Source organism: Mixta theicola, assembly GCF_002895925.1.
GTDB classification, from domain to species: Bacteria; Pseudomonadota; Gammaproteobacteria; order Enterobacterales; family Enterobacteriaceae; genus Mixta; species Mixta theicola.
Genome location: NZ_NWUO01000001.1, coordinates 284555 through 306287, shown reverse-complemented (window position 1 = coordinate 306287; position 21733 = coordinate 284555). Strand labels below are relative to the sequence as shown.

Here is a 21733-nt window from a genome sequence, read left to right as displayed (position 1 = left end):
AAAATAAAAAAAGGCTGACAGGGTCAGCCTTCGTATATATATGAATTTCTTATATTTAATGCCAGATGTTAGAAGCTGGCATTGCGCGGCGTGCGTGGGAAAGGGATAACATCTCTTACATTTTGTACGCCGGTGACATAGGCGATTAAACGTTCGAAACCTAAACCAAAGCCGGAGTGGGGCACGGTGCCATAACGACGCAGATCGCGATACCACCAATAATCTTCTTTATTCAGGCCCATTTCACTGAGACGACGATCCAGAACATCCAGTCGTTCTTCACGCTGTGAACCCCCGATAATTTCACCAATGCCCGGCGCCAGTACATCCATCGCCGCCACGGTTTTACCATCTTCATTAAGGCGCATATAAAAAGCCTTAATGTCTTTGGGATAGTTTTTCACCACTACCGGCGCCTGGAAATGTTTTTCCGCCAGATAACGCTCATGCTCTGAAGAGAGATCGATACCCCATTCAACCGGATTTTCGAACGTCTGGCCGCTGGCCAGGAGAATATCGACAGCATCGGTATAATCGACGCGGGCGAAATCCGCCGTGACGAATTTTTCCAGGCGACTAACGGCTTCTTTATCAACGCGCTCAGCAAAGAACGCCATATCGTCTGCGCGCTCGCTTAATACCGCTTTAAATGCGTACTTCAGCATGGCTTCCGCCAGATCCGCCGCGTCATCCAGCGAGGCAAAAGCAATTTCCGGCTCCAGCATCCAGAATTCCGCCAGGTGACGGCTGGTATTGGAGTTTTCTGCGCGGAACGTTGGGCCAAACGTATAGATTTTTGATAAGGCGCAGGCGTAGGTTTCGCCATTAAGCTGGCCGGAAACCGTCAGGAAAGCTTCTTTACCAAAGAAATCTTCATTGAAATCGACTTTGCCCTGCGCATCACGCGGCAGGTTTTCTAAATCCAGCGTGGAAACGCGGAACATTTCACCGGCGCCTTCGGTATCGGAGGCGGTAATCAGCGGTGTGGAAACCCAGAAATAACCATTTTCATGGAAAAAGCGGTGCAGCGCCTGAGCCAGCGTATGACGCACGCGCGCAACGGCGCCAATGAGATTGGTACGCGGACGCAGGTGAGCGACTTCGCGCAGATACTCAATGCTGTGGCGTTTTGCCGCCATCGGATAGGTATCGGGATCTTCTACCCAGCCCACCACCTCAATAGCCGTCGCCTGAATCTCAAAACTCTGTCCCTGGCCCGGAGATTCAACGACGTTGCCCGTGATGATAACGGAACAACCGGTCGTTAAACGCAGCACTTCGCTCTGGTAATTAGGCAGAGAATTATTGACGACAGCCTGAACGGGATTAAAGCAGGAGCCGTCATACACGGCGACAAAGGAAATACCGGCTTTTGAATCTCTTCGGGTACGTACCCAACCGCGCACGGTGACTTCTTCGCCAACCGCAACCTGGCCGAGCAGTACGTCCGCTACAGGCACTACGCTCATAAAGTTCTCTCTTTATTAGTTCGAAAATAAACAGGTTAACCCCGAATTTAGGGCTAATCTATGTTACTTGCCGTCCGGCAGGACACAAGCAGAATTCACCGTTAGGGACAGTTTTCTTTTTATTTGGCGAATTAATCGATATGAGGGAGAGAAACGATCGCCAACGCGCTGAAAAATCGCGCTGACGATGGTCAGTTAGCTGGCTTTTTTGACTAAAGGAAGATCGAAGGCTTTACGCAGCGCGCGTACAAAGGCTTTATCCTGGCAGATAGTTTTGCCTGGGCTGTCGGAGAGCTTAGCGACCGGTTTCCCGTTGCACTCCACCAGCTTAATCACAATATTGAGCGGCTTAACGCCGGGAATATCGCAGGTCAGACGGGTGCCGATACCGAAAACCACGTTGGTGCGCTGGCCAAAGTGGCGATAGAGATCGACCGCTTTGGTAAAGTCGAGGTTATCGGAAAACACCAGCGTTTTACTGTGCGGATCGATATCCAGCTTTTGATAATGCGCCAGCGCTTTTTCGCCCCATTCCACCGGATCGCCTGAGTCATGACGCAGCCCCTGATAACGGGTGGCGAAGCCGGGCCCAAAATCACGCAGAAAAGCGTCCATGGTGATGCAGTCCGTCAGGGCAATCCCAAGCCGATCGTCATATTCATCCAGCCAGGCCTGGAGCGCTGCGCGTTGGCTATTGGCCAGCACCGGACTGATTTGCTGATGCGCCTGAAACCACTCATGCGCCTGCGTGCCTACCGGCGTAATCCCAAGCTGACGGGCAATATCGTAATTGCTGGAACCGACCAGCCAGGGGAAATCGCGCTGTAGCGTACTTACAATAGCCCACTGCACATCGCGTGAAAAACGGCGGCGGGTACCAAAATCCATCAGGCGGAAGCGCGACAGATCGATATTCTGCGTCAGCTGCTTAAAGCTGCTGATTTTTTCCAGCAGGCGTTCCACGGCCATTTCCGGCGTCGCCTGCGGCGAGCGATGACGATGAACCACTTCGCTAATCAACGCCAGCAGCGGAACTTCCCACATAATGACTTCGCGCCACGGCCCGCTGATACGAATATCCAGCTTGCCCGCATGGTTGCGCACTTTTACCTGTTCCGGGTTATAGCGGAAGGCCTTCAGCCAGTCGAGGTAGTCAGCTTTAAAAAACGGCAGCCCGGCCAGCCAGCTATATTCGTCATCAGTCAGCGCCAGCTGGCTCATCAGCGCTATCTGGGCGCTAATTTCATCGGCATAAATACCTAACAGATCGTCGCCCCGGCAACGAAACTCTGCGGTAACGGTCACGTCGTGATAGCGATGAAACACAGCCTGCTGCATATGAAGCTTGTAGGCATCGGTATCAAGCATCGTGGTTAAAATTGGGGAAGCGTATCGTGTCATGGTGCGTTTCAGCATCCTCTCGCGCGGGGCGTTTCCGTAGGCGTAAACAGGTCGTAAAGATAAAAAGTATAACCTGCCAGCAAATTAATAGAAGCCGATCACAACATAAAACCCGCTAAGAGGTCGAGCAGAAACGTGCCATTGTAAACAGGATGTAGCATTAACTGCGAAAAGCTGGGTTTCAACATGGCAAGCCGAGCGCAACCGGAATAGACTTAGCGGGTTAAACCATTGTTGATACGAGAAGAGTTTATGACGCAAAAGCCGCAAGTAAAGTACCGCCATGACTATCGGGCTTCAGATTACACCATCACAGATATTGACCTGACCTTTAATCTGGACGCCGGCGCGACCCGCGTCACCGCTGTCAGCAGGGTTAAACGCCTTGGCGAGAATCAGGCCGAGCTGCGTCTTGACGGCGGTGAACTCACGCTGGTCTCGCTGACGGTTGATGACCAGCCGTGGGAGGCTTACCGCCTGGAAGAGGGCGCGCTGGTGCTGACTGGCCTGCCGGACAATTTTACGCTGCAAATCGTCAACGATATTCACCCGGATAAAAACAGCGCGCTGGAAGGATTATATCAATCCGGCGAGGCGCTTTGTACGCAGTGCGAGGCGGAAGGATTCCGTCATATTACCTGGTATCTGGATCGCCCGGATGTGCTGGCCCGCTTCACCACCACGCTGATTGCCGATCGGGCGCGTTATCCCTTCCTGCTTTCGAACGGTAACCGGGTTGACGCCGGACAAATGGATGATGGTCGTCACTGGATTAAATGGCAGGATCCTTTCCCTAAACCCTGCTATCTGTTTGCGCTGGTCGCCGGTGATTTTGATGTGCTGCGCGACAGCTTTACCACGCGCTCTGGCCGCGATGTCGCTCTGGAGATCTACGTCGATCGCGGCAACCTCGACCGTGCTGGCTGGGCGATGACCTCGTTAAAAAACAGCATGAAATGGGACGAGGAACGTTTTGGCCTGGAGTACGACCTTGACGTCTTTATGATCGTCGCGGTGGATTTCTTTAATATGGGCGCGATGGAGAATAAAGGCCTCAACATCTTTAACTCTAAATATGTGCTGGCGAAGGCAGAAACCGCGACCGATAAAGATTACCTCGGCATTGAAGCGGTTATCGGCCACGAATATTTCCATAACTGGACCGGCAACCGCGTCACCTGCCGTGACTGGTTCCAGCTCAGCCTGAAAGAGGGGCTGACGGTGTTCCGCGACCAGGAGTTCAGCTCCGATCTCGGCTCGCGCGCGGTAAACCGTATTGATAACGTGCGTATCATGCGCGGCGCGCAGTTTGCCGAAGACGCCAGCCCGATGGCGCATCCGATTCGTCCCGATCGGGTTATCGAAATGAACAACTTCTATACGCTCACGGTGTATGAGAAGGGCTCGGAAGTGATCCGCATGATGCACACGCTGCTGGGCGAAGAGAATTTCCAGAAAGGGATGCAGCTCTATTTTGAGCGTCATGACGGCAGCGCCGCCACCTGTGATGATTTTGTGCTGGCGATGGAAGAGGCTTCTCATATCGACTTAACGCAGTTCCGCCGCTGGTACAGTCAGTCCGGTACGCCGGTGCTGACCGTGCGTGACGACTATAATCCGGAGCTGGAGCAATATACGCTGCACGTTACGCAGATGACGCCGCCTGGCGCCGAGCAGCAGGAAAAGCTGCCGCTGCATATTCCGCTCGATATTGAACTGTATGATGATAAAGGCGAGCCGATTCCGCTGCAGCACAACGGTGAGCCGGTCCATCATGTTCTGAACGTGACGGAAGAGTTCCAGACCTTTATTTTTGATAAGGTCTGGCACCAGCCGGTGCCCTCGCTGCTGCGTGAGTTCTCCGCGCCGGTAAAACTGGATTACAGCTGGAGCGATACCCAGTTGACGTTCCTGATGCGCCATGCGCGCAATGATTTTTCGCGCTGGGATGCGGCGCAAAGCCTGCTGGCGACGCATATTAAGCTCAACGTCGCGCGCTTCCAGCAGGGGCAGCCGCTATCATTGCCGCTGCACGTGGCTGATGCTTTCCGCGCGGTGCTGCTGGATGAGCATAGCGATCCGGCGCTCATGGCATTAATTCTTACGTTACCGAGCGAAAATGAGATTGCCGCCCTGTTCGATATTATCGACCCGGAAGCCAACGCCGCGGTGCGCGATGCGCTGATGCGTACCCTGGCCGTTGAGCTGGCCGATGAGTGGCTGGCGATCTATAACGCCTGTCACACGCCGGAGTATCGCGTCGAACATAGTGATATTGGCAAACGCGCGCTGAAAAATGTCTGCCTGAGCTATCTGGCGCTGGGCGACAGTACGCTGGCAATCCGCCTGATACAGGCGCAATATCAGCAGGCCAATAATATGACCGATGCCCTGGCGGCGCTTTCGGCGGCGGTCATGGCGCAGCTGGACTGCCGTGATGAGATGCTGAGCGCATGGGATGAACGCTGGCATAAGGATGGCCTGGTTATGGATAAATGGTTTACGCTGCAGGCCACCAGCCCGGCGCTGGATGTGCTGACGCGCGTGCGCTCGCTGCTAAATCATCGCTCCTTTAGCATGGGCAACCCGAACCGCGTCCGCTCCCTGATTGGCGCTTTTGCCTCTGCTAACCCGGCTGCTTTCCATGCGAAAGACGGCAGCGGTTATCGCTTCCTGGTGGAAATGCTGACCGATCTCAACAGCCGTAATCCACAGGTGGCGGCACGGATGATTGAGCCGCTGATTCGTCTGAAACGTTATGACGCCGACCGTCAGCGTATGATGCGCGAAGCGCTGGAGCAGCTGCGCGATCTGGAAAACCTGTCCGGCGATCTGTATGAGAAAATCAGCAAGGCGTTAAGCGCGTAATAACGTTAGCAGGCACGTTTTTATGTGTTTGAAGGCAGCGTCAGCTGCCTTTTTTAACCCCTGAGTTTAGCGTTGGGCATAGCGCGGCAGATCGCCCGTCGGCCGATCGCGTTGCATAACCCGTTCCAGCACTTCGGCCTCCAGCTCCGCCAGACGCGCAGAGCCGCGGCGGCGCGGACGTGGCAAATCAATCGCTAAATCCAGCCCGACTTTTCCCTCTTCAATCAGTAAAACCCGATCGGCTAAGGCCACCGCTTCACTGACATCGTGCGTCACCAGCAGAACGGTAAAATTCTGCTGATGCCAGAGGTTTTCAATAAGCTCCTGCATTTCAATGCGCGTCAGCGCATCCAGCGCGCCCAGAGGCTCATCCAGCAACAGCAGGCCAGGGCGATGGATCAGCGCGCGCGCCAGCGCCACGCGCTGTCGTTGTCCGCCCGATAAGGCGGCGGGCCATTCCTGGGCGCGATCGGCGAGGTTTACCGCTTCCAGCGCCTGCAGCGCCGCCGGACGCCAGTCGCCGCCCAATCCCAGCCCAACGTTATCAATCACCCGCTTCCACGGCAGCAGGCGGGCATCCTGGAACATCAGACGCGTCTCTTCGCGCGCCGAGGATAGCGGCGCCTGGCCCGCCAGCAACTCGCCTTCGCTGAGCGTTTCCAGTCCGGCAAGCAGGCGCAGCAGCGTGCTTTTACCACAGCCGCTGCGCCCAACCACTGCGACAAACTGACCGGCAGGAATATGCAAATCAACTCCCTGCAGAATGGATCGATCGCCAAAGCGTTTGCTGACGCCCTGTAATCCGACTGGCGTACCAATATTAAGCCGTGACGGCGTTGCGATGGCATTCATACTACGGCCTCCTTCAGTTGATAAGCCGGATGCCAGCGTAACCATACGCGCTCCAGCAGAACGGCGCTAACGTCGGCCAGCTTGCCCAGCAGCGCATAAAGAATAATGGCGACCACGACCACATCCGTTTGTAAAAACTCACGGGCGTTCATCGCCAGGTAGCCGATGCCGGAGTTCGCTGAAATGGTCTCTGCGACGATCAGCGTCAGCCACATCAAGCCGAGCGCAAAGCGTATGCCGACCATAATCGAGGGCAGGGCGCCGGGCAGCATGACCTCACTAAACAGGCGCCAGCCGGAAAGGCCGTAGCTGCGCGCCATCTCCACCAGCCCGCGATCGATATTGCGGATGCCGTGAAAAGTATTGAGATACACCGGAAACAGCGTGCCGAGAGCAACAAGAAAAATCTTGGCTGTCTCATCAATGCCGAACCATAAAATAACTAACGGGATCAGCGCCAGGTGCGGAATATTGCGTAGCATCTGTACCGATGTATCCAGCAGGCGCTCGCCCCAGTGGGAGGCGCCGGCGATCAGGCCCAGCGCCAGGCCAATGGTGGTGCCGATGGCAAAGCCGGTTAGCGCACGCCAGCTGCTGATCGCCAGATGCTGCCACAGCTCGCCGCTGGCGCTGAGATGCCAGAACGTCAGCACCACGCTCTGCGGCGCTGGCAGAATCCGGGTGGAAAGCCAGCCGGTTTGCGAAGCGATTTGCCAGACAATCAGCAGCGCGGTCGGCAGCAGCCAGGGCACCAGCGGATGCCGAGAACTCAGTTTATTGCTCATCAGCGGCTCCTTTAGCTTTGCGACACTTTTTGCGGGGCGAAATCATGCGCCACCGCCTCGCCGTGCGCCTGAATTTTGCGCGGCGCGGGTATCTCCGGCACCGCCAGATCCAGATGCGGGAACAGCAGCTCGCCTACCCGATACGCCTCTTCCAGGTGGGGATAGCCGGAGAGAATAAAGGTCTCAATGCCGAGATCGGCATACTCCTGCATACGCGCCGCCACCGTTGGCCCATCGCCAACCAGCGCCGTACCGGCACCGCCGCGCACCAGGCCGACGCCCGCCCACAGGTTAGGGCCGATCTCCAGCTTATCGCGACGGCCCTGATGCAGCGCGGCCATGCGCTGCTGGCCAACCGAATCGGTACGCGCCAGCGCCGCCTGCGCTTTAGCAATAGTGGCATCGTCCAGATGTGATATAAGCCGTTCCGCGGCCTGCCAGGCCTCGCTGTTGGTTTCGCGAACGATCACATGCAGACGAATACCGAAGCGTACCCGGCGGCCCTGCGCCGCGGCTTTCGCACGTACCTGTTCGATTTTTTCTTTTACCAATGCTGGCGGTTCGCCCCAGGTCAGATAGACATCTACCTGTTCCGCCGCCAGATCCTGGGCCACCGCTGAAGAGCCGCCGAACCACAGCGGTGGGCGCGGTTGTTGAATGGGTTTAAACATCAGCCTGGCTCCCCGTACCTGCAGATAGTCACCCTGATAATCCACGGTTTCGCCTTCCAGTACGCGCCGCCAGATGCGGGTAAATTCGGCGGATTCCGCGTAGCGTTCGGTGTGATCGAGAAAAATGCCGTCGCCCGCCAGCTCTTCCGGATCGCCGCCGGTAACCAGATTAAACAGCGCGCGCCCGTTGGAGAGCCGATCCAGGGTTGCCGCCTGCCGGGCAGCCTGGGTAGGCGAGATCACGCCGGGACGCAGCGCCACCAGAAAGCGCAGCCGTTGCGTGACCGGAATCAGCGACGCGGCCACCAGCCAGGCATCTTCACAGGAACGCCCGGTTGGGATTAGCACGCCGCCAAAGCCTAAACGATCCGCCGCCTGCGCAATCTGTTGCAAATAACCGTGGTCAACCGGGCGGGCGCCTTCCGCCGTGCCCAGATAGTGACCGTCGCCATGGGTAGGTAAAAACCAGAATACGGATAACGCCATGATAATTCTCCTTACTCACTGAACGGTTGCACCGCGCCAGATGCGGCTGGTGACGTCGAGCTTCACGGGAAGCAGGTGGTTTTGATAGAACAGATCGGCGGTATGCTGCTGCGCCTGAACGGTCGGCTCGCTAACCGGCAAAATGCGGGCGGGCGAACGATGGTCGAGATAGCTGCTGACCACGCTTTCCGGCACGCTCATACTTTGTGCCAACAGCTTGATACTCTCTGCCCGCTGGCTTTGGGTTAATGCATCCGCCTGGCTAAAAATATCCAGCACCGACTGAATAAAGTCGCCGTGGGCCTCGGCATAGCTACGCGTAGCCAGATAAAAAGAGCCGGTGAGATTGAGTGCGCTGCCATCGGTAAGCACCCGTACTTTGCTCTGCTGCAGCGCAGCGGAATAGTAAGGATCCCAGATGGCCCAGGCATCGACGTTGCCCTGCTGAAAAGCGGCGCGGGCATCGGCAGGCGTCAGCCATACCGGCTGAACATCCTTAAAGCTCAGCCCGGCTTTTTGCAGCGCGCGCAGCAGCAGATTATGTGAGCTGGAGCCTTTCTGCAGGGCGACTTTATGCCCTTTCAGGTCCGCCACCGTTTTGATCGTGCTGTTATCAGCAACCAGCAACACTTCGGCCTGCGGCTGCGGCGGCTCTGCGCCGACATACAGCAGGTCGGCGCCTGCCGCCTGGGCAAACAGCGGCGGAATATCGCCGGTACTGCCCAAATCGATACTGCCAACGTTCAGCGCTTCCAGCATTTGCGGACCGGCAGGAAACTCAATCCAGCGAATGTCGGTATGGGGATAACGCTGCTCCAGCAAATGGTGGGCTTTAGCCAGCACCATGCTGACCGACCCTTTTTGATAGCCAATACGAATGGCATTTGGCGCCTGGCTGGCGGCCTGCAGCGCGGTACTGATGCTGAGCAGCGCGATTAACAGCGCGCCGGCGAACGGTCGGGATAAACGTATCATGTGCGCCTCCTTAAACCACTTGAGCCAGGCGTGCTTCACGCCGCTGCAAGGCAAACCAGAACGTCGTCAGAGCTTCGTTCAGGCGTACAGAAAGCAGATCGCTCAGCTCCGGTTGCCGGTCGTAATGGGTAATCTGGCTGTCATCGGCAAAAATGCCGTGCAGCACTTCCTGCGCCTTCAGCGCGTTAAGGACCGGCTTTAACGCATAATCCACCGCCAGCATATGGGCCAGCGTGCCGCCGGTTGCCAGCGGCAGCACCACCTTATGTTCCAGCGCGCGCTCCGGCAGCAGATCCAACAGGGTTTTCAGCGCACCGGAAAAGGAAGCTTTATAAACCGGCGTGGCGACAATCACGCCATCCGCAGCGGCCAGATCCTCTTTCATTGCCAGCAGAGCGGGGGAATCAAAACGCGCGTAAAGCAAATCCTCCGGCCGAAAGTTATGTAAATTCCAGGGCGTAACCTCAACGCCGCGCTGTTCAAGCGCCTGCTGACACAGCGTTAATAACGCCGTGGACCGCGAAGGAAAACGCGGGCTTCCCGCCAGAGTAATAACGCGCATAGCCACTCCTTATAACACTTAGTTATTGATGAAAGATTATTGAGAACTTATGGATGTATACTGACAGAGCCTGCGGCGGCCTTTAAATGATTTATCCGGCAATAAAATGCTGTTTTTGCGCTAAGGCAGCGCAGGAAGGATAAAAAGAAGGTTAACTGAGGCGCCAGTTTAACAATTCTGGCTTTTTATGGCGGTTATACCGGATAATACCGCCCCGTTTGCCACCGGGAATTCAGGAGAGTCCATGTTTTACCCCCTCGCACGTAAAGCCTTGTTCCGTCTCGACGCTGAACACGCCCATGAACTGACGCTGCAACAGCTACGTCGCATTGGCGGCACGCCGCTGGAAGGATTAATACGTCAGCGTTTGCCTGCACGCCCCGTTAAATGTATGGGGCTGACCTTCAAAAATGCGCTTGGCCTGGCTGCCGGGCTGGATAAAAACGGCGAGTGTATTGATGCTTTCGGCGCGATGGGCTTCGGCTTTGTTGAAGTGGGAACCGTAACGCCACGTCCGCAGCCGGGTAATGATAAGCCGCGTCTGTTCCGCCTGATTGAAGCCGAAGGGATTATTAACCGGATGGGATTTAATAATCTGGGCGTGGACCAGCTGGTTGAAAACGTAAAGCGCGCCAGATTTAATGGCGTGCTGGGTATCAATATTGGGAAAAATAAAGATACGCCGGTAGAGCAGGGTAAAGATGATTATTTGGCCTGTATGGGAAAAGTCTATCCTCACGCGGGTTATATTGCCGTTAATATCTCCTCGCCGAATACGCCGGGTTTAAGAACCCTGCAATATGGTGAGGCGCTGGACGATTTGCTGATGGCAATAAAAGCGCAGCAGAAAATTCTGGAAAAGCTTCACCTGAAATATGTTCCCGTCGCGGTAAAAATTGCGCCCGATCTTTCTGAAGAAGAATTGGTGCAGATTGCCGATAGCCTGGTTCGTCATCAAATTGATGGCGTCATCGCCACCAATACCACCCTGGATCGCTCCCTGGTCAGCGGATTGAAATATAGCGAAGAGGCCGGCGGTCTTAGCGGACGTCCGGTGCAGCAGCGCAGTACCGAAGTGATTCGCCGTCTGGCGCAGGAACTGCAAGGAAAGCTGCCGATTATTGGCGTTGGCGGGATCGACTCAATGATGGCGGCCCGCGAAAAAATAGCGGCCGGCGCGACGCTGGTGCAAATTTATTCCGGCTTTATTTATAAAGGCCCGGATTTGGTAAAAGAGATTGTGACTCATCTCTGACCTTTTTGAAGAATCTGGCCGGGGGCTTTTAATCTGTTTCCGGCTGGTTTATATTTTGTCTATTCCTTGTTCGTTTCAGGAAAATATTATTCGCGGCAGGTTAATACCTTTTTATGCCCTGTCCGATGTTGGTTGATTTGGCGTCGGGCAATAAATCAGCCTGTTTTTGCAACCCTCAACTGTAGTAAGGCAAACCATGAAGATAAAACCTGACGACAAATGGCGTTGGTTTTTCGATGCAGAGCAGGATCGTATGATGCTCGACTTAGCGGATGGTATGCTGTTTCGCTCCCGTTTTTCCCGCAAAATGTTAACGCCGGATGCCTTCAGCGAGGCTGTTTTTAATGTTGACGACGCGGCGCAGTTTTTCACCTGGCAGGAAAGCTGCCGTGAAACGGCGCTCAGCGAGGAACAGTGCGATGAGCTGCTGCTGAATGCGCTGGTGGCCTGGCGCTTTATGAAGCCGCTGATGCCGAAAAGCTGGCATTTTCGCGTTTGCCAGCGTCATTACTGGCAGCCCGGTAGCAGCGATCTGGTGACGGTCACGCTGGAAGAGAACGGCGAAGAGGCGAGGATGTTGGTTATCGAGGCGGGAGAAAGCGCGGCGCTTTGCGTGCTGGCGCAGCCTGAGCTGCAAATCGCAGGTAAATCCATGATGCTGGGCGATGCGATTAAAATTATGCACGATCGCCTGCAGCCGTGGCAGGCGGAGCAGGCGGAGCAGGCGCAGCGTTACGCCTGGGCCGGTTAACCGACCCGGCGCCTTACGCCAGCTCTATATCTCCGTCCGGAATACAGCTACAGCTTAAAACGGTGCCGTCGTTACGGACAGCATCCTGCTTTAGCGCTTTGACCTTGCCGGAAACCAGCTGCATTTTACAGCTGCCGCACAGACCGGCGCGGCAGGAATAGGGGATACGGTGCCCCTGCATTTCCAGCTGTTCCAGTAACAGCTGCTGATTATTTCCGCTAAACCGACTGCCGCGGTAATCAATGGTGACGCGTTGCTCCGCTTCCTCTGGTACCGTCAGCGTTTCGACTATCCGACCCGCGCCATACTGGCGCGCCGGCTGCGTTGCGACGACTTCCAGCGTATCGCCAGTGCGTATCACGCCGCTGTTGCAGGCCAGCAAATTCAAGCCAAAGTCCACATCGCCGCTGCCATCCTGCGCGCTGCGGAAGCTTTGCAGCGTTTTAAGCGGTTCGCCGTCAGGATGTTTTTGTCCGCGCTCCGGGCTGATAGTGGTAAAGATACAGCGGCTGCAGGGCTTGGCGACTTCAAACTCCACCTCGCCGATACGTAAGCGCTGCCAGCTATCTTCTTCCCAGGGACGTGCGCCGGTGACCACCAGATTAGGGCGGAACTGTTCCAGCCGAACGCTGGCCGGGCAACGCTGCTGCAGATCGTAGAGTGAGGCCTCATTCACCAGTAAAAAAGGATAGCCGTCGGCAAAGCCAAGGGGCACCTGCGGACGACGCTTAACCCGCCGGGTCATTTCCGGGCCGGTCCAGCGTAGCTGCACCGGGATCGGGAAAAAGCCGCTCAGCCAGTCATTGATCGGCTGCGGAGCGATACGGGCGGTAAAGTGATTGCCCCAGACTTCGGTTTCAGCCTCCTGCGGCTGAAAGTCGGTAAAGCGCAGGGCGGCGCTGCTGTTATCCGGAGCCTGTAGCCACACTCCGTCAGGGATCAGAGCCGGAATAAACTGCACCAGCTGCGGATACTGGCGGGCAGTAATAAAGGTGCCGTCATGCGTCGTCAGCATAAACAGGCGGTCAAAAGCCGGCCCGCTTTCTTGTACCTGGACATGCGAAAGCTGTAGCCCGCGCATCGATTTAACCGGATGAATAAACAGGCGTGACAGGACGATCATAAGACTCTCCGTGCTGGACTGCCGCGGCGCCTGGCCACGGCAACAGGAATCTGCGGCTAAAGGAAGCTAACTTTATGACATGCGGCGGTGATTAGCTATAATGCGCAACAATTTTCCCAATACTGTAAGTGACGATATGAATTCTCTGTTTGCCAGTACGGCGCGTGGGCTCGAAGAGCTATTAAAGAGTGAACTGGAAACGCTGGGGGCGCAGAACCTACAGGTTGTCCAGGGCGGCGTACATTTTCAGGGAGACGATCGTTTAATGTACCGCAGTCTGCTGTGGAGCCGGCTGGCGTCGCGTATTCTGCTGCCGCTCAGCGAATGCCCGGTATACAGCGATCTGGATCTCTATCTCGGCGCGCAGGCGATTGACTGGACTAACCTGATTGACGGGACGTTTGCCGTGCATTTCAGCGGCACCAACGAAGCGATTCGTAACAGCCAGTTTGGCGCCCTGAAAGTAAAAGATGCGATTGTCGACAGCTTCACCCGTAAAAATCTGCCGCGTCCGGATGTCGATCGCGAGCAGCCGGACGTGCGTATTAATGTCTGGCTGAATAAAGATACCGCCAGCATCGCGCTCGATCTGAGCGGAGAAGGGATGCATCAGCGCGGCTATCGCCAGCAAACCGGCCTGGCGCCGATGAAAGAAAACCTGGCGGCGGCTACGGTGCTGCGCTCCGGTTGGCAGCCGGGGACGCCGCTGCTCGATCCGATGTGCGGCTCCGGCACGCTGCTGATCGAGGCGGCGCTGATCGCCAGCGATCGCGCGCCAGGTCTGAATCGCCGTCACTGGGGCTTTCACGGCTGGAAAGCGCATCAGCCTGAGCTGTGGCGTGAGCTGATTGATGAAGCGCAAACCCGCGCCCGCCAGGGAATTGCGCAAACCACCTCGCGCTTCTTTGGCTACGATAACGATGAGCGCGTGCTGGAGCGCGCACGCGGCAACGCCCGCCGCGCTGGCGTTGCTGACCTGTTCACCTTTGCCGTACAGGATGTCGCGCAGCTAAGCAATCCGCTGCCGCAGGGACCGACCGGCACCGTTATCAGCAACCCGCCGTACGGCGAACGTCTGGAAAGCGAGCCGGCGCTGATCGCCCTGCACAGCCTGCTGGGACGCGTAATGAAAAGCCAGTTCGGCGGCTGGAATCTCTCGCTGTTTAGCGCCTCGCCGGATCTGCTGAGCTGTTTACAGCTGCGTGCCGATCGCCAGTTTAAAGCGAAAAACGGCCCGCTGGAGTGCGTACAGAAAAACTATCAGCTGGCGGTGACCAGCGGAGACGGCGTTCCGGCCCAGATGGCGGAAGATTACGCCAACCGCTTACGAAAAAACATGAAGAAACTGGATAAATGGGCGCGTCAGGAGGGCATTGAATGCTATCGCCTGTATGACGCCGATTTGCCGGAATATAATGTGGCCGTTGATCGCTATGCCGACTGGGTGGTTATCCAGGAATATGCGCCGCCGAAAACCATTGACGCCATGAAGGCGCGCCAGCGTCTGTTTGACGTGATTAGCGCCACGCTTACGGTGCTGGAACTGCCGGCGAACCGCCTGGTGCTGAAAACCCGCGAAAAGCAGAAAGGCAAAAGCCAGTATCAAAAGCTGGGTGAAAAAGGCGAATATTTTGAAGTGCGCGAGTTTAACGCCCGCTTTTGGGTGAATCTCACGGATTATCTGGATACCGGCCTGTTTATCGATCACCGACTGGCCCGCCGTATGCTGGGACAAATGAGTAAAGGCAAAGATTTCCTTAACCTGTTTGCCTATACCGGCAGCGCCAGCGTTCATGCCGGGCTGGGCGGCGCACGTTCCACAACCACCGTGGATATGTCGCGCACCTATCTGGAGTGGGCGGAGCGCAATATGCGCCTGAACGGCCTCAGCGGTCGTCAGCACCGGCTGATGCAGGCGGATTGCCTGAGCTGGCTGCGTGAGAGCAACGAACAGTTTGATCTGATCTTTATCGATCCGCCTACGTTTTCCAACTCAAAACGCATGGAAGAGAGCTTTGACGTTCAGCGCGACCATTTGCAGCTGATGCGCGATCTTAAGCGCCTGCTGCGCGCTGGCGGCACCATTATGTTCTCGAATAACAAGCGCGGTTTCAAAATGGATCATCAGGGGCTGGCCACGTTCGGCCTGCACGCTCAGGAGATCACCGCTAAAACGCAGTCGCAGGATTTTGCCCGCAACCGTCATATTCACAACTGCTGGCTGATTACTCACGCCGGTAAGGAATAAGCTGTATGTCACTTATTAGTATTCACAATGCCTACCTTTCGTTCAGCGATGCGCCGCTGCTGAATTATGCCGAGCTGCATATCGAAGAGAACGAGCGCGTTTGTCTGGTCGGGCGCAACGGCGCCGGTAAATCCACGCTGATGAAAATCATCAACGGCGAGCAGCCGCTGGACGATGGCCGCATTATTTATGAGCAGGATCTGGTGGTGGCGCGTCTGCAACAGGACCCGCCGCGCAACATCGCCGGCACGGTGTATGATTTTGTGGCCGAGGGCGTGGCCGAGCAGGCTGAGCATCTGAAAGCCTATCATGCGATTTCGCACGTGGTGATGAACGATCCGAGCGAAAAAAACCTCAATGAGATGGCGCGCCTGCAGTCCCTGCTGGATCACCATAACCTGTGGCAGCTGGAGTCGCGTATTAACGATGTGCTACAGCAGATTGGCCTGCAGCCGGAAGTTGAGCTGTCGTCACTTTCCGGCGGCTGGCTGCGTAAAGCCGCGCTGGGACGCGCGCTGGTCAGTAATCCGCGGGTATTGATGTTGGATGAGCCCACTAACCACCTGGATATTGAAACTATTGACTGGCTGGAAACCTTCCTGAAAACGTTCCAGGGCAGCATTGTCTTTATTTCGCATGACCGTTCCTTTATCCGCAATATGGCGACGCGCATTGTCGATCTCGATCGCGGCAAGCTGGTTTCCTGGCCGGGCGACTATGACAAATATCTCGAAGGAAAAGAGGAAGCGCTGCGCGTTGAAGAGATGCAAAACGCTGAGTTTGACCGCAAGCTGGCGCAGGAAGAGGTATGGATCCGCCAGGGTATTAAAGCGCGTCGTACCCGTAATGAAGGCCGCGTACGCGCCCTGAAAGCGCTACGCCATGAACGCTCGGAACGCCGCGAAGTGATGGGCAAAGCGCAGATGCAGGTCGAAGAAGCCTCGCGCTCCGGCAAAATCGTGTTTGAGCTGGAAAACGTCAATTACAGTATCGGCGGCCGCACGCTGGTCAGAGACTTTAGCGCGCAGGTACAGCGTGGCGATAAGATTGCGCTGATTGGCCCGAACGGCTGCGGTAAAACGACGCTGCTGAAGCTGATGCTGGGCCAGCTGAAGGCGGACAGCGGTCGCGTACACAGCGGCAGCAAACTGGAAGTGGCCTATTTCGATCAGCATCGGGCGATCCTCGATCCGGACCGCACGGTGATGGATAACCTCGCGGAAGGCAAACAGGAGGTGATGGTAAACGGTAAGCCGCGGCACGTTCTGGGCTACCTGCAGGAGTTCCTGTTCCATCCGAAGCGGGCGATGACGCCGGTCAGAGCGCTTTCTGGCGGAGAGCGCAACCGTCTGCTGCTGGCGCGTCTGTTCCTGAAGCCCAGCAACCTGCTGATTCTCGATGAGCCGACCAACGATCTGGATGTTGAAACGCTGGAGCTGCTGGAAGAGCTGATTGATGGCTATCAGGGCACCGTGCTGCTGGTCAGCCACGATCGTCAGTTTGTGGATAACACCGTCACCGAATGCTGGATCTTTGAAGGCAACGGCGATATTGGCACCTTTGTCGGCGGCTATCATGATGCCCAACAGCAGCGCGCCGCATCACGTCAAAGCCGCGCCGTGCCGGTGAAAACCCCGACGGCCGGGGAAAAATCGGCAAAAAATGAATCGGTTAAAAGCGAAGCAAAGCCATCCGGCACTAAGCTAAGCTATAAGCTGCAGCGTGAGCTGGATCAGCTGCCGCAGCAGCTTGAAGCGCTGGAAAAGCAGATAGAACAGCTCACGCTGCAGATGACGGATGCTGACTTTTTCACCCAGCCGCATGAAAAAACGCAGCCGGTGCTGACGGCGCTGGCGGCGGCGGAGCAGCAGCTGGAAACTGCGTTTGAACGTTGGGAATACCTTGAATCGCTGAAAAACGGCGGCTGAAATCGGGAGTAGGGTATGTGTTCAGCTGAACACCCGCAACACTGGATGCTTTGTCCACAGTGTGACCTGATGACGCAGTTGCCATCGGTCGCGCCTGGGCAGAAAGCCAGCTGTCCGCGCTGTCATACTACGCTGACCGCTAACTGGAGCGAGCCGCGCAAGCGGCCCTCCGGCTATGCGCTGGCCGCGCTGTTTATGTTGCTGCTGGCTAACCTGTTTCCTTTCGTCAATATGCACGTGTCCGGCCTGAGCAGTGAAATCACCCTGATGGAAATTCCACGGGTGATGGTCTCAGAGGATTACGCCAGCCTCGCCACGCTATTTATGCTGTTTGTACAGGCGGTGCCGGCCTTTTGTATGGTGGCAATTCTGCTGCTGGTCAATCGGCTGCCGCTGCCGCAGAGTGTGCAAACGGGTATCGCACGCATTCTGTTTCAGCTCAGAAGCTGGGGGATGGCGGAAATCTTTCTCGCTGGCGTGTTGGTCAGTTTTGTTAAACTGATGGCGTATGGCGAGATTGGCATCGGCACCAGTTTTCTGCCCTGGTGTTTATTCTGCGTGCTGCAGCTGCGCGCCTTTCAGTGCGTCGACCGGCGTTGGCTGTGGCGTCAGATTGCGCCTGAACCGCCGCTGCCAGCTGCACCGCGAGCCGGTATCAGCGGGCTGAAGCAGGGACTGCGATCCTGCCCGTGCTGTACGGCGGTGCTGGCGGCCGATCGTTATCTCTGTCCGCGCTGCGGTACGGCGGGCTACGCGCGTCGTCGGCATAGTCTGCAATGGACGCTGGCGCTGCTGTTCACTTCCCTCATCATCTATATCCCTGCCAATATTCTGCCGATTATGGTCACCGAAGCGCTTGGCGACAGGATGAACTCCAATATTATGGGCGGGGTGATCCTGCTGTGGAGCGATGGCTCTTATCCGGTGGCGCTGGTGATTTTTATCGCCAGTATTATGGTGCCTTCGCTGAAAATGCTGGCGATCGGCTGGCTGTGCTGGGATGCCCAGGGCCACGGCGGGCGTGACAGCGAAAAAATGCATCTGATTTATGAGGTGGTGGAGTTTGTGGGCCGCTGGTCAATGATTGACGTTTTCGTTATTGCGGTACTGTCCGCGCTGGTGCGTATCGGACAGTTAATGAATATCTATCCAGCACCTGGCGCACTGCTGTTTGCCGCCGTGGTCATCCTGACTATGTTTGCTGCAATGACCTTCGATCCGCGTCTTACGTGGGATCGCGAACCAGAAAATAAGCTGAAGGAGCCGAGCCTTGACGGAAAATAATCACGGCGTTGCGAAGGTCGAACAGATCAAACGCTGGTCGCCGGTATGGATAATTCCCATTGTTACCGTACTGATTGGCGGCTGGATCCTGTTTTATCATTTCAGACATCAGGGGCCGGAAGTCACGCTAATGACCACCAACGCCGAAGGCATTGTCGGCGGTAAAACGGCGATTAAAAGCCGCAGCGTTGACGTGGGCGTGGTGGAAAGCGCGGTGTTAACTGACGATCTGCATCATGTAGAAATTAAAGCCCGGCTTAACGCGGGGATGGAAAAGCTGCTGCATGGCGACAGCGTTTTCTGGGTGGTTAAACCGCAGGTAGGACGCGAAGGCATTACCGGTCTTGGCACCTTATTATCCGGCGCTTACATTGAGCTTCAGCCCGGCAGTAAAGGTGAAAAGCCCGGACATTATACCCTGCTGGATTCGCCGCCGCTGGCGCCGCCGGATGCGAAGGGGATCCGTATCGTACTTGACAGCACCAAGGCGGGCCAGCTTAATCCTGGCGATCCGGTGCTGTTCCGCGGCTATCGCGTCGGCTCGGTGGAAACCAGTAGCTTTGATGCCGATAAGCGCGCTATGCAGTATCAGCTGTTTGTCGCTGCGCCTTACGATCGTCTGGTTACTTCAAATGTACGTTTCTGGAAAGATAGCGGCATTGCCGTGGAGATGTCTGCCTCCGGGATGCGCGTTGAAATGGGCTCGCTGACTACGCTGTTCAGCGGCGGCGTCAGTTTTGACGTGCCTGACGGCTGGGAGCTGGGCAGGGCGGCAGAGAACCAGGCGGAGTATCATCTGTATGACGATCAGCGCAGCATTCAGGACTCGCTTTATACCACCCATCTCGATTTCCTGATGTTCTTTAGCGATTCTATACGTGGGCTGCAGCCGGGCGCGCCGGTCGAATTCCGCGGCATCCGCCTTGGTACGGTCGCACAGGCGCCTTATACCGTGCCGGGCTGGAACCAGTCGCTGAATACCGATTATCGCATTCCGGTGCTGGTGCGTATTGAACCCGATCGTTTTGTTAATCGTCTGGGCGGTGACTTTGATGTGCGACAGCATCTGCGCGACGGCAGAAAACGCGGCCTGCGGGCTTCGCTAAAAACCGGCAATCTGCTTTCCGGCTCGTTGTATATCGATCTCGATTTTTACGATAACGCGCCGCAGTATAAAGGGCCGGATAAGGTAGCCGGGCTGGAAATCATTCCGACCGTTAGCGGCGGCCTGAGCCAGATTCAGCAGAAGCTTATGGATGCGCTGGATAAGATTAATAAACTGCCGCTGAATCCTATGATTAACCAGGCCACCGGCACGCTGAAAGAGAGCCAGCGAACCCTACGTGAGCTGCAAAAAACGCTGGATAACGTGAATAAAATCACCGCCAACCCGTCGATGCAGCAGCTGCCGCAGGATATGCAGCAGACGCTGCGCGAGCTGAACCGCAGTATGAAAGGCTTGCAGCCGGGTTCTCCAGCCTATAGCAAGCTGGTCGGCGATATGCAACGGCTGGATCAGGTGCTGCGTGAACTGCAACCGGTGCTGAAAACGCTCAATCAAAAGAGCAACGCGCTGGTATTCGAAGCTAAACCGGGCGAAGACCCACAGCCGAAGAGGGCGAAATAATGATGAAATGGATGCCATGGCTGGTTCTGGCGCTGAGCGCCTGTAGCAGCAGCACGCAAACCACCATGTATCAGCTGCCGGCGGGAACGCCGGTTAGCCAGCGCGCGCCTGGGATAAATAATCCATTGCCGATCTGGATCGAGCGCGTTTCAGTGCCCGATTACCTGGCTGGCAATGGCGTGGTTTACCAAACCAGTGACGTAAAATACGTTATCGCCACCAGCAATTTGTGGGCCAGCCCGCTCGATCAGCAGCTACAGCAAACGTTGGTCACTAATCTGAGCAATGCGCTGCCGGGCAGGCTGATTTCCGCCGCGCCGCTGGGCGAGCAGCACGATACGTTGAACGTTAACGTAACCGGCTTTCACGGACGTTTCGATGGTCAGGTGGTCATTAGCGGCAGCTGGACGCTGGAGCATAGCGGGCAAATTACGCGTCAGAATTTTAACCTGACGCTGCCGCAGCAGGAAAATGGTTATGATTCGATGGTCAGAACCCTGGCGCAGGGATGGCAACAGGAAGCGGAGCGTATGGCGACTGCTTTTAGCGCAATAAGAAATAATTAATTTTCCTTAACGGTAGTTTCCGGTCCGGTGACCTGTTCGCTGGCCGGAATTTTTTATTGCAGAATCATCCCTTTACTCAACCCGCCAATCTGCGCCACGGAAAAACCTTTAAAAATAGCCTTTTCATATGACAATGGCGTGAAATTTGCGCATTGATCTTTTTCAGCGATGGGGGTAGAAAAGAGGAGTGGTTGCGCATTTTGTGACCATTGTTTTCTTTCCACCAGTTCCACCATACCTGAATGAGGGAAATGAGGCATGAAGAGACAGAAACGAGATCGCCTGGAACGAGCACATTCACGAGGCTATCAGGCTGGCATTACCGGGCGTTCAAAAGAAATGTGTCCTTATCAAATGATTGAGGCTCGGTCTCACTGGTTGGGAGGTTGGCGAAAAGCCATGGAGGACAGGGCGGTTAGCGTAAGTGCCTCGCTGGCCTGACGGCCTGTCAGAAAAAGGATAACCTCCGCATTTGCGGAGGTTTTTTAATGGCTCTCTCTGTGAATTTACCTGTCCCTGCCCATCATTATCTTTCACTTAATTGTCAATCACGCGCTATATCACGCATGGGTGAAATAAATAAGCTCAGCGGCAAAATCACCTGTCTCCAGAATTAAACAGACCCTGTGCTTGCGCCAGAGGTTCAACGTGGCGTCGTAAATGAGCTGCTTACCACAGAATTTACGGGTAGAAACACCGGCTTCAGCCACAGGTAAGTTGCTTATGATCGGTTGACTGGAAAAAGCTTCTTCATGGGGATGGTCCTTGTGCTGTTGGTGAAATCATCACTGACATTACGGGGTGTTAATCAACGGGAGCTGCTCATATTAGCTGCCGGATCTTTTCAAGTTACCCAGACATAAAAAGCAAAAATTGCCGCGC

Annotated in this window: 18 protein-coding genes; 9 read left to right on the top strand and 9 right to left on the bottom strand. The window is 55.9% G+C overall.

What is annotated here, in order from left to right; all coding sequences use genetic code 11:
* Positions 1-68: 68 nt before the first annotated feature.
* Both asnS and pncB read right to left on the bottom strand, forming a co-directional pair.
* Positions 69-1469 (bottom strand): asparagine--tRNA ligase, encoded by a 1401-nt coding sequence (gene asnS, locus COO59_RS01480; protein WP_103058058.1) that lies wholly within the window; start codon positions 1467-1469, stop codon positions 69-71.
* A 195-nt stretch (positions 1470-1664) separates the two neighbouring features.
* Positions 1665-2870, bottom strand: coding sequence for a nicotinate phosphoribosyltransferase (gene pncB / locus COO59_RS01475; RefSeq protein WP_103058263.1), 1206 nt, complete (start codon positions 2868-2870; stop codon positions 1665-1667).
* Between the two features lie 252 nt (positions 2871-3122).
* On the opposite strand from pncB, the gene pepN reads away from it, so the two are divergent.
* Positions 3123-5738, top strand: a complete 2616-nt coding sequence (pepN, locus tag COO59_RS01470; protein WP_103058057.1) for an aminopeptidase N — start codon at positions 3123-3125, stop codon at positions 5736-5738.
* Positions 5739-5804: 66 nt separating this feature from the next.
* Here pepN and ssuB read toward each other — a convergent pair whose 3' ends face one another.
* From ssuB to ssuE, 5 genes are read right to left on the bottom strand one after another with little or no spacing between them, the layout of a single operon-like run.
* On the bottom strand, positions 5805-6590 hold the full coding sequence (ssuB, locus tag COO59_RS01465) for an aliphatic sulfonates ABC transporter ATP-binding protein (protein ID WP_103058056.1): 786 nt from the start codon (positions 6588-6590) through the stop codon (positions 5805-5807).
* Positions 6587-7375, bottom strand: a complete 789-nt coding sequence (gene ssuC / locus COO59_RS01460) for an aliphatic sulfonate ABC transporter permease SsuC (protein WP_103058055.1) — start codon at positions 7373-7375, stop codon at positions 6587-6589. The genes ssuB and ssuC overlap by 4 nt, the downstream gene beginning before the upstream one ends.
* 11 nt (positions 7376-7386) lie before the next feature.
* Entirely contained in the window at positions 7387-8532 is a 1146-nt protein-coding gene (gene ssuD, locus COO59_RS01455; protein WP_103058054.1) for an FMNH2-dependent alkanesulfonate monooxygenase, read from the bottom strand.
* Positions 8533-8547: 15 nt separating this feature from the next.
* On the bottom strand, positions 8548-9507 hold the full coding sequence (locus COO59_RS01450) for a sulfonate ABC transporter substrate-binding protein (RefSeq protein WP_103058053.1): 960 nt from the start codon (positions 9505-9507) through the stop codon (positions 8548-8550).
* Positions 9508-9517: 10 nt separating this feature from the next.
* The gene (gene ssuE / locus COO59_RS01445) at positions 9518-10069 is read right to left on the bottom strand and encodes an NADPH-dependent FMN reductase (protein ID WP_103058052.1); all 552 of its coding nucleotides are present in this window, start codon (positions 10067-10069) and stop codon (positions 9518-9520) included.
* A 244-nt stretch (positions 10070-10313) separates the two neighbouring features.
* Here ssuE and pyrD point away from each other — a divergent pair, with 244 nt between their 5' ends.
* Positions 10314-11324, top strand: coding sequence for a quinone-dependent dihydroorotate dehydrogenase (gene pyrD / locus COO59_RS01440; protein WP_103058051.1), 1011 nt, complete (start codon positions 10314-10316; stop codon positions 11322-11324).
* Positions 11325-11520: 196 nt separating this feature from the next.
* Positions 11521-12075 carry a cell division protein ZapC gene (locus COO59_RS01435; RefSeq protein WP_103058050.1) on the top strand — a complete coding sequence of 185 codons (555 nt, stop codon included), beginning with the start codon at positions 11521-11523 and terminating at the stop codon, positions 12073-12075.
* Between the two features lie 13 nt (positions 12076-12088).
* Here the strand turns inward: COO59_RS01435 and COO59_RS01430 are convergent, their stop codons facing one another.
* Positions 12089-13198, bottom strand: a complete 1110-nt coding sequence (locus tag COO59_RS01430) for a YcbX family protein (protein WP_103058049.1) — start codon at positions 13196-13198, stop codon at positions 12089-12091.
* A 136-nt stretch (positions 13199-13334) separates the two neighbouring features.
* On the opposite strand from COO59_RS01430, the gene rlmKL reads away from it, so the two are divergent.
* From rlmKL to pqiC, 5 genes are read left to right on the top strand one after another with little or no spacing between them, the layout of a single operon-like run.
* On the top strand, positions 13335-15446 hold the full coding sequence (gene rlmKL, locus COO59_RS01425) for a bifunctional 23S rRNA (guanine(2069)-N(7))-methyltransferase RlmK/23S rRNA (guanine(2445)-N(2))-methyltransferase RlmL (protein WP_103058262.1): 2112 nt from the start codon (positions 13335-13337) through the stop codon (positions 15444-15446).
* A 5-nt stretch (positions 15447-15451) separates the two neighbouring features.
* Positions 15452-17374, top strand: a complete 1923-nt coding sequence (locus COO59_RS01420) for an ABC transporter ATP-binding protein (protein WP_103058048.1) — start codon at positions 15452-15454, stop codon at positions 17372-17374.
* A 15-nt stretch (positions 17375-17389) separates the two neighbouring features.
* Positions 17390-18658, top strand: coding sequence for a membrane integrity-associated transporter subunit PqiA (gene pqiA, locus COO59_RS01415; RefSeq protein WP_103058047.1), 1269 nt, complete (start codon positions 17390-17392; stop codon positions 18656-18658).
* Positions 18645-20285: an intermembrane transport protein PqiB gene (gene pqiB / locus COO59_RS01410; RefSeq protein ID WP_103058046.1), complete on the top strand. Its 1641-nt coding sequence runs from the start codon at positions 18645-18647 to the stop codon at positions 20283-20285. Before pqiA ends, pqiB begins: the two co-directional genes overlap by 14 nt.
* Positions 20285-20851, top strand: coding sequence for a membrane integrity-associated transporter subunit PqiC (gene pqiC / locus COO59_RS01405; RefSeq protein ID WP_103058045.1), 567 nt, complete (start codon positions 20285-20287; stop codon positions 20849-20851). Before pqiB ends, pqiC begins: the two co-directional genes overlap by 1 nt.
* A gap of 53 nt (positions 20852-20904) precedes the next feature.
* Here pqiC and COO59_RS20760 read toward each other — a convergent pair whose 3' ends face one another.
* Complete coding sequence (locus tag COO59_RS20760) at positions 20905-21075, bottom strand: hypothetical protein (protein ID WP_165786471.1); 171 nt, start codon at positions 21073-21075, stop codon at positions 20905-20907.
* A gap of 34 nt (positions 21076-21109) precedes the next feature.
* On the opposite strand from COO59_RS20760, the gene rmf reads away from it, so the two are divergent.
* Positions 21110-21292, top strand: a complete 183-nt coding sequence (gene rmf / locus COO59_RS01400) for a ribosome modulation factor (protein WP_103058044.1) — start codon at positions 21110-21112, stop codon at positions 21290-21292.
* Positions 21293-21733: the final 441 nt, after the last annotated feature.